Here is an 11,895-nt window from a genome sequence, read left to right as displayed (position 1 = left end):
TTTTCAAACACGGTGTAAAAAAATATGTATAAAATCTACTTATATAATATACTCTATTCTTCATAACAATTCCCAGAATTAGCTAAAAAAACAAAAGAAGAGTCCCTAATATTACAGGACTCTTCTTTTTCAAAGATTATACTAACTATTTTCCTGAAACGGCAGGTCTCTTCACTTTTGTGTTTAATGTACCAGCATTCAAGTACGCTGTTCCCATTGCAGCCAACAATAGAATCCCCGTCACAATAAATACACTATAAACAGGAAAAATTCCTCCAAGGAACCCGCCAATCATCGGGCCAACCATCCCGCCCAGCTGATTCGCCGTTTGGTTTAAACTAAAAGCCCGTCCCCGGAAATCCTCAGGAGTAGATTTTACAACAAGACCATTTAAGGCCGGATACACGGCACAAAAGAAAATTCCGTAAACAAAACGAATCATTGAAAATCCCCATATATGAGTGAAAGCAATTTGAGCTAACGTACCCAGTCCGCCGCCAAGCAGCCCGATGAATAAAACACGTTGAAAGCCCACTTTGTCGGCCCATTTTCCCCAATATGGAGCAAATAAAGCACTCGCAATCCCTGGAAGAGAAAACACAATTCCTGCAAGGAACGAGGCATTTTCAGAAGAACCGCCCAATTTTACGATATATAGGGGAAGAACCGGTTCAATCGTCATCACAGAACAACTAGTTACCAGTGTGAGAATAAGCACTAATAAAAACGTCCGGTTCTCTACTGCCACTTTGAAGTCCTCTTTCACAGATCCCTTCCCCTTACTTGGGGTAAAATTCTCCTCTACTACCCAAAAGATAATTAATAACGTCGATAAGCAAACAATGATTCCTGCACTCGCAAATGCCCAGCGATTACCCACGAGATCCGCAATCCCTCCACCTAGAAGTGGTCCAATGATCCCTCCGGATGCTGAAGCAGTTGAGATCATCGATAACGCATAACCCACTTTGTTTCCAGGTGTATTAGTACCAATTAAGGCAATGGCCCCAGGGATGAAACCACTTAATAATCCCTGAAGAATCCGAAGCGCTAAAATCTGATAGGGATTTGTGACAAAAGCCATTAAAGTATAAATGACAAACAGAACAAAACCAGCTCGGACAATCATTGGTTTTCTGCCGTACTTATCAGCCATCCTGCCCCAAAACGGCGAGGCGATCGCACCAGCAAAAAATGCGGAACTAAATAATAGCCCTGCCCACATTTCCGTATGTTCATGAACACCTATTTGCAAAAGAAAAATCGGCAAGAAAGGGATGACCATGGAAAAACTTGCTGCTGTAAAAAAGACTCCAACCCAAAGTACCCATAAATTACGTTTCCACAAAAGCATGCTTATCCATCTCCCGGTAAAGCCAAAAATTTAAATTCATTTTTAATAGTGCCATCTTAACACAAACATCGAATATTTTCACTTCCGAAATATCCGAACTTAGAAATGAACAAAATTCGACAATGGTTGACATTATCATATCAATAAACATAAAAAAGGGCGATCCAATGTATGGGTCCCCTTAGTCATATTTTAGCTTTCTGATAATTTTTTTCTATCGACAGCTTTTGGCGGCTGCTCCAGCCACTGATTTTTGATCATTACATCGGTCCAATCCTCAGCGAACTTAAGGTCCTCTAGAATAAACTGTTCATAATTTAACGCCAAATCAGATCTCATCGTCCCCCCTAATCCAGCACCGTAATAGGCGATCGCGGTCCCAAATAAAAATCCTGTCAGATACATCATTAACTTATCTGAGAAAGGAGGAACCGTCGAATCGGATACATCCGAATCCCATAAAGGCGGCGCTGGAAGCTGGTCCTTTGTTAACAATTGACTAAACGTCTCGATATGTTTTTGCTTAATCCCCGTCGCTTTCTTCAAGATTCTTTGTGCATCTTTGTTGTTTACCACCTGGTAAAAGCCTGTGACCACCGCTTTGGTGATAAGACTTTTTTTCAAATTAAAGAATATATTGGTAATTTCAGGGCCGTTAAGGGTACGTTTGTCGCTAAAGAAACCGTCAAAGAAATTTTCAGTTTTAATAAAATCAATTCCAACCGGGATAGGCAGATAGGGAGGCCGATGGTAAAGGCCTTTTTCTAGCAATACATCAATGGTCTGATTGTAAAGTTTAATGGTATCCTGAATTTTATCTTCAAAAACTTTCGCATCTCACCACATATAGAAACAGTCAAGGCCACAGAGTATGCCGATAAGCCATGTATCGTCATTTCATGCAGATATTTAAGACAAAGATGATCAGAATATAGTTTCGGTGTATCTAAATTAACATCATGCTCTGTAAAACCTTGGGGGATAGGATAATTCAGTTGATTAAAAAAACTTTCAATTTCCCGCAGATTATTTTCTGAGGCGGTAATCGCGTCTTGAAATATCGCCTTTATGGCCTCATTTTCTTCTTCAAGATGATGATGCATATAGGTATTTACCCGCAGGTTTAGTGAATCCGCTTGATATTGAGTCCATAAACATGTAATTTCAGAGCCAGTTAATTTTATATTATGGTTAATTTCCATTTTGACCTCCTAAATAACTTCCCCTTGGCGATGAAGGAACCAGTCGTTTGTTATTTCCTAATAAAAAAGCATTCTATTCTATTATTAACTTGGGCTCTGCTGTATATTCCATATATTGTAAAGTACTTTTTAGCCGTTATACTTGTGAAAGGAAAGAAAATATCCCCTCAGCTATTACGAAACCAAGAAATACAGGAATTCGAAAATAGACTGAAGGGATAATCATTATAAAAAGTTTTTTTATTAATTTAATTTATGTCTCACCAGCTAAAAATTCTGATACCTATTGTAATGATTTAACCATGTTGTACCATGTAATACCACCGTGTTGAGAATTAGAAATTCCTTGATTATGGTATTCATGTTTCTCATAGAAACCAACTAAATCCTGTTTGCAGGTTAATGTGATGGTCTCACGATGCTTTTCTTTTGCGTCCTTTTCTAAGTGGGCAAGTAACGCTCCAGCAATACCTCGTTTTTGATATTTCAGAGATACCGCTAACCCTAACACACTTTGATGGCCGCCAGAAAGAGGGTTTTCTTTGATTTCATGAAAAAGGTCATCTGTTATGTAGGCAGTATCAATCACTGGTCCATTGATAAGACCGGCAATCTCACCATCCACTTCCGCGACAAAGAAACTATCCGGTATGGATTCTATCCTCTTCCTAAAAGCCTCTTCTGTTGCCGCCTCTTCTTTAAGGAAACAACCATTTTCTAAAACTAGTAAATCAGCTAAATCTTCTTTTTTTACATTTCTTATATGTGTCATGCTGTTTGCCTCCATGTTTGATCATGAAATCTAGAATCAATCCATTTTACCGTTTGTTATCACTCCTGGGCAAGCGGAATCCTTTCGTTGACCTTTTTCCGACAACTCGTACATGACCAGAACTAGCCTTTATATGAATTTAGTATAAAAGGTCCATAAAAAATATCCCTTTCATAAGATTATGAAAGGGATATCCTCCAAACTGTTAAACTAATTTATCGAGTGCATAACCGTTTCCATCCAATAAATCTTTTAAAGTGGTACGATCTAATAGCTTAGCCACTGTATCTCGAACAAGAGCCCATAAAGGTTTTAATTGACAGCCCTCCTCTAGGGGACAGCTTTCATAGGAAGTAATACTAACACACCCCATGGGAGCTAATGGCCCTTCTAAGTTCCGAATGACCTCACCAATAATAATCTCACTGGGGTCTTTACTCAGCTTGTAACCACCGTTCACCCCCCTTTTGCTTTGAACATAGCCATTTCTTTTCAACTGGAGCAGGAGTTGTTCTAAATAATTAATCGGCACTAAGGTCTGATCAGAAATATCTCCAATAGAAGTAAGGTCATGTTCATTTTTCCCCAAACAAATCAGTGCCCTTAAGGCATATTCTCCCCGGCTTGAAATCTTCATGTAAACTCTCTCCTTCTATAGATAGGCGAATAACCATTTTCACTGTGAAAAAGAACCCAAAATTTTGTCCCTTCATATCGTACGTTAGAAACTTGATTGGATTAGTCGACAATTAGAAAAATCCATATTCAGTTAATGGTTTATTTATTTCTTTTACCTAGTCTATTCAGGAAATATATAAAAAGGAGAGGTTTTTTATGAGGAGGTTAGTCGTACTTGCCCTTATTGGCTTAGCGGCGCAGTTGGTAGATGGTTCCTTAGGAATGGCATACGGAGTTACTTCTACTTCATTATTGCTCATGTTTGGAATTGCTCCAGCAGTTGCCTCAGCCTCAGTACACATGGCAGAGGTTGTCACAACGGCTGCATCAGGAGTTTCTCACATTCGGTTTGGAAACGTAGATAAAAGCGTTGTCTACAAATTAATCATTCCCGGATCAATCGGTGCCTTTCTCGGAGCTTGTTTTCTAGGCAGTATTCCAGGTGATATTGTTAAACCATATGTATCCTTTTTTCTCTTCTTATTAGGAGTCTATGTCATTTATCGGTTTTTGTTTAAATTTAATCCAGCTAATAAACTGGCTGGAAAAAACCTAGGAAAAAAACAATTGATTCCTTTAGGATTTATTGCAGGATTCTTTGATGCAACAGGCGGCGGCGGCTGGGGGCCAATTGCCACTCCTGTCTTGTTAACGAGCAGTAAAATGGAGCCAAGAAAAGTCATTGGTTCAGTCGATACAAGTGAATTTGCGATTGCCATTGCTTCGACATTAGGCTTCCTTTTAACCTTAGGCTGGACGCAAATTAACATCCAGTGGGTGATCGCCTTAATGATTGGCGGTATCATAGCTGCTCCTATTGCTGCCTGGTTAGTCAAGATTATCCCAACGAACTTGTTAGGTACACTCGTGGGTGGAATCATTATCATAACCAATATCAGAACGCTTTTAGGGGCATTAGAAGCTTCACACCTTATAAGTCTCATCACGTATATAATTCTGGCCGTACTTTGGCTTACAGCAGTGATTAATGTAAGTCTTAAAATCAAAAGAAACAGCTATCAAAAACAATTAGCTGAATAAAATAAAAAGACCCATTATGAGTTTAATCTACTCTGATGGGTCTTTTGTCCATTACCATTCATTTTCCTTCTTCGCCCAAACCTTCCTTTTTCCCATTGGTAAGGGCCCTTCGATCAGATGCCTTCGGAGGTTCTTCTAACCATCCGTTATCAATCATCAGGTTCATTCCATCCTCAGCAAATCTGATTAATTCACTTGTAAGACCAATATATTTTTCCGCCAGATCTCTCCTAGCCGTTACACTTAAGGCGGATCCATAGAAAGCAATCGTTACTTGAGTTGACAAGAGGATTTGATACATAATCCATTTATCTGAAAAAGGGGATATGGTTGAGTTCGTTACTTGTGATTGCCAAGATATCGGATAATTTAGTTTTTCTTCTCGAAAAATTCTTTCAAATGTTGAGATATGCTTATTTGCAATCTCCATCCCTCTTTTAATGTATTGACGAACCTTTTTAGATTCAGCCACCTGACTAAAACCAACCTTTAAAGTAACATGCTGGTGCATCTTATACAAATTAAAGGTTATATCACCGATCTCCATCCCAGTTAATGGACGTCTTGTCCCAAACCAGCCTGTTAAAAAGCTTTGTTGTTTTACAAAGTCAATTTGTTCAGGCGGACTTATGACAGGCGGCCGAGTGTAGATCCCTTTTGCCAGCATCGTGCCAATTGTTTTTTCAAAAAGGACCATGGTTTCAGTATTACAATCCATATGATATTTACGAAGATCAGCTCTGATCGAGTTACCTACTGAAAGAGCATATCCAGTTAGCCCTTGTAATGACATAACGTACATATAATAAAGATAAAAAGGATCTTGAAAAAGACGCGGGGCTTTTGTATGAACATCCTCTACTGTAAAACCTTTGGGAATAGGATAATTTTCACCTTTAAAAAATTCCTTTACACTTTGAACATGTCTTTCAGCAAGATCAAGAGAGAAGCTATAAATCTCTATGATATCTTGGTCTTCTATATGCTCTAATGCATACTTGATAAAACAAATAGACATAGAATCAAACATATACTGAGTCCAAAGACTAGTTATTTCTGGTGCTGTTAGTTGGATACGAGTTGGGTCCATTACATTCTTCCTTTTACCATTAATAAGCATATGCTTTCCATTTTCTTACAAAAGTATTCCTAAATAATGTGGAATAGGTAAAAGGCTTAGATTGCTCAAGATTACAATGCTCCATAAATAACATTACGTAGTCTAGGCTGGGTATAGGTTTCAAAATTCGGCAGGAGCTGATGCATATACACAGCCGAAAGCTGCTCTTCTGGATCAATCATGACCCATGTCCCTGCCATTCCCATCCAGCCGAATTCACCAATTGAACTATTACTACCCGCAAGTGCCGGGTTCACCATTGTTCTTACCCCAAGACCATAGCCATATCCATTTAAATGCGGCCAGTTAAAGGTAGTAACTTGCTCAGGCTGGAGATGATTCATGGCCATTAGCTCTACCGTTTTTCTCCCAAGAATACGTTCCCCGTCCAGAGTTCCACCGTTTGCAAGCATATGGGCAAAACGGCTGTAATCATTCAAAGTGGATAGCAGGCCTCCCCCACCGCTTTCATACAGGCTGCCTGGTTGATATTCTGCATCTAATCTCATATTTTTCAGCAAATTGTCTTGTTCCTTCCAATCATATAAACTACATAAACGGTCCTTCTTATCTTCAGGAACCTTGAAAAAAGTATCTTTCATTGAAAGCGGTTGAAAAATTTCTTCCCTTATAAATTCTCCAAATGATTTGCCTGACACCACTTCAATAAATGCGCCTAGAACATCATGACTTAGACTGTATCGCCATTGTGTACCTGGATCAAATGCTAGTGGGATATTGGCTAGGGCTCTAGATAACTCTCTGACGGTAAAGGTACCCTTTTTTCGTAAGTCATTCATCGCAATTGTAACTTGTCGTTCCGTTTCATTTGATTTTCCTTCGTACGTTAACCCGGAAGTCATTGTGAACAAATCTTTGACTCGAATCGATTTTGCTGCAGGTGTTGGATAAACTTCCCCTCTTTCATCTTCACGATATACTTGAGGGTTTTTAAATTCGGGAAGATATTCCTCGAGCGGATCCTCTAATAAAAATTCCCCCCGCTCATACAGCATTAAAGCTGCTACACAGGTAACTACTTTTGTCATTGAATATATGCGGTAAATGGTATTCGGTGTAATCGGTTTCTTGGTGTCCAAATCTGCATAACCAACATAGTCTTCGAATACTTGTTCATTTTGATGATAGACAGAACACGCACATCCCGCCGGTCCACTTTCTACAAAACTTTTTAATAATGGTTTTAAATGATCAAAGTTTTTCAACATTTCCCGCTCCTTTTGCTAGACTTTTTCTTTAATAGTAACGCATTTGTTATCAAATTAACAGTTTTATTAACCTCTCTTTTGCATAATATATGGAACTAAACCGCACCATATTAGGAAAAAGGATGTGATCGTGTGAAGAATGAGACCGTTGTTGAGGAATTAAATACTTTACTAAGAGGGACCTACATGGGGATTCGTTCACTGGAACATTACATTCAGAACGTGACCGATGATTATGTAAAAAAAGCCTTCCAGTCGATGCAGCAGGAAATCAAATTAGATGCTCAGAAGCTAGCAGCGCGAATTCAAGACTTGGACGGCGTGCCCGCCGATGATGAAGGATTCTCTGGATCCATTCATAGCTTTATGCATAAACTCATGCTTTCAGATGAGACTGATCCTATCTTAGAAGACGCGATCCATGGATTCGAAAAATATGGCGTTCAATATTCAGAAGAGTTAGTTAGAGGTGACTTGGATCCAAGGAGCCGGCAAATAGCAGAAGAAGTGATTGATCACAACCGCAGACATGCTGAAATTTTAAAAAATCATTTAACCTAACCAAAGAAGACCATCCAAGTGATCTGAACTCGAAAAGTTAGACACGGTGTTTAGGCAGCTTCTTGGGCATGAGTTCGGTATTGCACCGGACTCATGCCCTTTAATTTTACCTTAATCCGTTTGTGATTATAGTAGTGAATGTATTTTTCTAACTCTACTTTAAAATGATCCATACTCTCAAATTCTCTTAAATAAAGTAATTCAGACTTTAATAAGCCAAAGAAGTTCTCCATGACTGCATTATCCAAGCAGTTCCCCTTACGGGACAAACTTTGTATGATTCCTTGTTCTTTTAATGCAAATTGATACCGTTTCATCTGATAGTGCCATCCTTGGTCAGAATGGAGGATGGGGGTGTCTCCTTTGCCTAATCGCTCAAAGGCTTTATCCAACATTTTTGAAACAAGTGGGTACACAGGACGGTGTTCAATATTATAGGCTATAATCTCGCCATTATATAAATCAAGAATCGGTGACAAATATAGCTTTTCTCCATGTAGGTGGATTTCTGTTACATCCGTCACCCACTTCTCGTTTGGTTTAGATGCATGGAAGTCCCTTTCTAAAATATTTGGAGCAATTTTCCCCACTTGTCCTCGATATGACCGATATTTTTTCATACGAACGAGGCATTTTAACCCCAACTCATTCATTAGACGACGGACTGTTTTATGATTGATTTTATACCCTTTCTTACGTATCTCTAATGTAATACGACGGTAACCATAACGACCTTGATGTTCGTCAAAAATTTGCTTAATTAAGTCCTTCATTTCCTTGTATTTATCTGGACGATCCATTTGTTTTACCCAATAGTAATACGTATTGCGTGCAATCTCAGCGATCTTAACTAACTCAATCACCTTAAATTCATGCCTTAACTCATATATTATTTGTGTCTTGTCTTGTTCGGTGATTTTTTCTTTTGTTGAATTAAGGCTTGTAACTTTTTTAAATAGGCATTCTCCATGCGTAAACGCTCATTTTCAGCTTGTAATGCCTCTAATGAACCTTCCACAGATGTTGATTTTTTTGTTTTCTTTTTCATGGATGGACGCCCCTTTTTCTTTGGTAATAGAGCGTCCAAACCATATCTTTCAACCTGTTTCTGCCATTGATGAATAGTAGAAGGTGAAGAAATATTATACACAGCCGCAGCTTGTGAAAGAGACGCTCCAAATTCGCTCATATAATTTAGTACGTCCATTTTAAATTGAATATCATAGTTTGTATAGGATGAAATTAATCCCTGTTCACCATTTTCTCTATATTGGGCTATCCAGGTTAATAAGGGTGTTTTGCTTATATTGAAACACTTGGCAACTTCTCTAGTAGATTCTTTCCCCTCTAAATAGGCTAATACTGCCTCTAGTTTTAATTCAAAAGAATATTTAGCCATAAAAAACTGCACCTCCAATTGTTAGTTGTGTCTAACAATTCGGGTGCAGTTCACCAAGAGATGGTCTAATCATTAAATACTAGTCAGTTGTTTCATTTTTTTGCCTTACACCTCTTCAGAAATGAAAAAAAGCTGCCAAACGGCAACTCACCTTATAATTATACTAAATATGCACCTAAAGCGACTAGCGCCTTCTTCAAGGCTTGTTCATAGGCTTTATCCTTGCCAATAACCATACGAAAATCGGCTTTGTCTCGAACCGTGGAGCGACCTTCTACTTCATATCCATTTTCAAAGATGAGTAGACAAATGGTGGACTTATCGCTCATACGATGAAATTTTTTCTCGACAATCATTTCTTCGAGCTTCTTCCGTTTATCATCCTTGAGTTCAGCTGTTCTAGAGTAAGGGATTACAACGTGGTCATAAAAATGGTTGTTTTTACATTTAACGAATAGTAGTTTTTCACCAGTTTCTTTCACTTGATTAATCTCTCCACATTTTGGACAAATGCTTTCAATTAACATTTTACCCACTCCCTTTAATTAGAACGCTCGCCGTCTTCGAAATAAGACAATACCATTATCACATATAGTATAGTGCCCTTGAATACAGCAAATGACATTTTAATGGAAATTTAATTTATAGCAAGACTGAATTAAGGGATATGGATGAAACGCTTAAGTATTCCGCTTTTATACATAATTAAAATGATGATAATACTTGCACTTACGAGCATTAAGATTGGGAATAAGGGATGAAACTTTGCGGCATAAATAAAATAATCCAGTTGATTAATTTGATGATAATCTGTAATCTCACCTTTAATAGAGTGAGTCACCTTCGCAGTATACTTCCATTCAAAGGGATCATTAACAAGATTAGAACCTTCATACCAAGCAACGAAAGTCGAAAAACATAACATCATACCCGCTAGAGCGAATATACCCCAAAAGATCATAATTATTCTCCTTTTAATCTACAGGCATTATGTAATGATTTAGTAATGTTTTGTTCCTCATCCCCTTTCTTCTTAATTAGACGAAAGAAAACTAGAAAAATTTCACTTTTTCCATATTTTTATTTTTGTTGATTTGAATAGGTCTCTTTTAAAAATTTAACAGATTGATTAATTAATTCCTTTAAAACATGGATATCAATATCTGCGACTTTATTAATATACACACAGCCTTTTCCGGTATTATGTTTACCAAAGTCTTTTAAAAGTTCTTCCCGTTTGGTTTCACCAGGAGCAAAATATAAGCTTATTTTTGCCTTTCTAGGGGAGAAGCCAACAAATGGAGCATCACCCTCATGGCCTGAGGCATATTTATAGTGATACGATCCAAAGCCAATAATACTAGGGCCCCACATTTTTGCCGGATAACCGGTTGTTTCTGTGAAGATATCTAGCAGCTGATAGGCATCTTCTCGCTTTTTAGGGTGATCCACATTTTCAATAAACTCAATGACGCTATGATCGGTTTCCTTTGTTTTCAGTTCATACATTTAAGTCACTCCTTTTATCGATGCAGTTGGTTTCTCATAAGTATTCAATGGAAAAGTTTGATTTCCTTTTTTTAGTTGGTTTTTTTAATACCATTTTTGAGTTGTTTATTTTTACCGTCAGATAAGTTATTTCCATTGTCCATAAAATTAACCAAAGGTCAAATAAATAGGATTTACATCACAAAAAAAGAGGAGAAAATCAATTTCGATCCTCTCCTCCACACAACTCCCTTTTACATTGCCATTACTTCCTCACTTGTTACAATATTGGCTACCGGAACCTTGCCCTGTAACGAAAGCAATTTCTCGCGGAACCGGACCACTTCCCCGACTACAATCATGGCTGGGTTTTGCACCCCTTCTTTTTCAACAACGTAGGCAATTGAACTAAGGGTTCCCGTAACTGTTCGCTGCTCTGCTCTCGTCCCCTGCTCAATGACAGCTACAGGTGTATGTTCATTTTTCCCATGGCTAATTAATTGCTGACAGATATAAGAAAGGTTGCCAACTCCCATATAAATCGCGATTGTATCAACGGCTTTTCCCAAGCTGTTCCAATCAATGTCAGCAGGTTTTCCGTTCGTGCAATGGCCTGTTATAACAGCAAATGAATTTCCATATTCCCGGTGTGTGATGGGAATTCCCGCATATGCCGGGGCCGCTATCCCGGCCGTAATACCAGGGACCACTTCAAAGGGAAGACCATTTTCCGCTAAGGCTGCGGCCTCTTCCCCACCCCGGCCAAAGACAAATGGGTCTCCTCCTTTTAAGCGAACAACGGTTTTTCCCTGGCTCGTAAATTGAACTAATAAATCATTAATGATTTCCTGTTTCATGATATGATATGTCGGTTGCTTTCCACAAAAGATTAATTCGCAATCTTCCTTTGCTTCCTTAAGTAACTCACGATTCACGAGACGATCATAAAGAATGACATCTGCCATCCGGATGCATTTCAACGCTTTTACCGTAATTAATTCCGGGTCACCAGGACCCGCTCCAACGATATAGGCCTTCCCCATTTAACCTC

At 38.5% G+C, this 11,895-nt stretch carries 14 protein-coding genes; 2 read left to right on the top strand and 12 right to left on the bottom strand.

Annotated features, from left to right (window positions below; all coding sequences use genetic code 11):
* Window positions 1–145 precede the first annotated feature (145 nt).
* The 5 genes from V7266_RS01045 to V7266_RS01025 form a co-directional block, all read right to left on the bottom strand.
* On the bottom strand, window positions 146–1,354 hold the full coding sequence (locus V7266_RS01045; protein ID WP_335465380.1) for an MFS transporter: 1,209 nt from the start codon (window positions 1,352–1,354) through the stop codon (window positions 146–148).
* A gap of 192 nt (window positions 1,355–1,546) precedes the next feature.
* Complete coding sequence (locus V7266_RS01040; protein ID WP_335465378.1) at window positions 1,547–2,125, bottom strand: DUF3231 family protein; 579 nt, start codon at window positions 2,123–2,125, stop codon at window positions 1,547–1,549.
* The gene (locus V7266_RS01035; protein ID WP_335465376.1) at window positions 2,119–2,556 is read right to left on the bottom strand and encodes a DUF3231 family protein; all 438 of its coding nucleotides are present in this window, start codon (window positions 2,554–2,556) and stop codon (window positions 2,119–2,121) included. The genes V7266_RS01040 and V7266_RS01035 overlap by 7 nt, the downstream gene beginning before the upstream one ends.
* 283 nt (window positions 2,557–2,839) lie before the next feature.
* Window positions 2,840–3,328, bottom strand: coding sequence for a GNAT family N-acetyltransferase (locus tag V7266_RS01030; protein ID WP_335465374.1), 489 nt, complete (start codon window positions 3,326–3,328; stop codon window positions 2,840–2,842).
* A 205-nt stretch (window positions 3,329–3,533) separates the two neighbouring features.
* The gene (locus V7266_RS01025; RefSeq protein WP_335465373.1) at window positions 3,534–3,965 is read right to left on the bottom strand and encodes an RrF2 family transcriptional regulator; all 432 of its coding nucleotides are present in this window, start codon (window positions 3,963–3,965) and stop codon (window positions 3,534–3,536) included.
* A 197-nt stretch (window positions 3,966–4,162) separates the two neighbouring features.
* Here V7266_RS01025 and V7266_RS01020 point away from each other — a divergent pair, with 197 nt between their 5' ends.
* Window positions 4,163–5,047 (top strand): sulfite exporter TauE/SafE family protein, encoded by an 885-nt coding sequence (locus tag V7266_RS01020; RefSeq protein WP_335465371.1) that lies wholly within the window; start codon window positions 4,163–4,165, stop codon window positions 5,045–5,047.
* A gap of 58 nt (window positions 5,048–5,105) precedes the next feature.
* Here V7266_RS01020 and V7266_RS01015 read toward each other — a convergent pair whose 3' ends face one another.
* Both V7266_RS01015 and V7266_RS01010 read right to left on the bottom strand, forming a co-directional pair.
* Complete coding sequence (locus tag V7266_RS01015) at window positions 5,106–6,137, bottom strand: DUF3231 family protein (RefSeq protein ID WP_335465369.1); 1,032 nt, start codon at window positions 6,135–6,137, stop codon at window positions 5,106–5,108.
* 101 nt (window positions 6,138–6,238) lie between these two features.
* Window positions 6,239–7,396: a serine hydrolase domain-containing protein gene (locus V7266_RS01010; protein ID WP_335465368.1), complete on the bottom strand. Its 1,158-nt coding sequence runs from the start codon at window positions 7,394–7,396 to the stop codon at window positions 6,239–6,241.
* A gap of 132 nt (window positions 7,397–7,528) precedes the next feature.
* Here V7266_RS01010 and V7266_RS01005 point away from each other — a divergent pair, with 132 nt between their 5' ends.
* Window positions 7,529–7,957 carry a DUF2383 domain-containing protein gene (locus V7266_RS01005; RefSeq protein ID WP_335465367.1) on the top strand — a complete coding sequence of 143 codons (429 nt, stop codon included), beginning with the start codon at window positions 7,529–7,531 and terminating at the stop codon, window positions 7,955–7,957.
* A gap of 50 nt (window positions 7,958–8,007) precedes the next feature.
* Here the strand turns inward: V7266_RS01005 and V7266_RS01000 are convergent.
* From V7266_RS01000 to cobA, 5 genes are all read right to left on the bottom strand, one after another.
* Window positions 8,008–9,356 (bottom strand): IS3 family transposase gene (locus V7266_RS01000; RefSeq protein ID WP_335465365.1). Its coding sequence is split into 2 segments (ribosomal slippage): window positions 8,008–8,897 and window positions 8,897–9,356, totalling 1,350 coding nucleotides; the frame shifts between segments, so codons are not numbered across the junction.
* 158 nt (window positions 9,357–9,514) lie between these two features.
* Window positions 9,515–9,883 (bottom strand): Gp49 family protein, encoded by a 369-nt coding sequence (locus V7266_RS00995; RefSeq protein ID WP_335465363.1) that lies wholly within the window; start codon window positions 9,881–9,883, stop codon window positions 9,515–9,517.
* A 131-nt stretch (window positions 9,884–10,014) separates the two neighbouring features.
* On the bottom strand, window positions 10,015–10,317 hold the full coding sequence (locus V7266_RS00990; protein ID WP_335465361.1) for a YjdJ family protein: 303 nt from the start codon (window positions 10,315–10,317) through the stop codon (window positions 10,015–10,017).
* A gap of 119 nt (window positions 10,318–10,436) precedes the next feature.
* The gene (locus V7266_RS00985; RefSeq protein WP_335465359.1) at window positions 10,437–10,865 is read right to left on the bottom strand and encodes a DUF1801 domain-containing protein; all 429 of its coding nucleotides are present in this window, start codon (window positions 10,863–10,865) and stop codon (window positions 10,437–10,439) included.
* Window positions 10,866–11,098: 233 nt separating this feature from the next.
* Complete coding sequence (cobA, locus tag V7266_RS00980) at window positions 11,099–11,887, bottom strand: uroporphyrinogen-III C-methyltransferase (protein WP_335465357.1); 789 nt, start codon at window positions 11,885–11,887, stop codon at window positions 11,099–11,101.
* Window positions 11,888–11,895: the final 8 nt, after the last annotated feature.

This window comes from Neobacillus drentensis (assembly GCF_036965645.1).
In the GTDB taxonomy this organism is placed as follows: domain Bacteria; phylum Bacillota; class Bacilli; order Bacillales; family Cytobacillaceae; genus Neobacillus; species Neobacillus drentensis_D.
The sequence above is the reverse complement of the archived record's forward strand: the minus strand, read 5'-3'. Positions and strand labels throughout refer to the sequence as shown.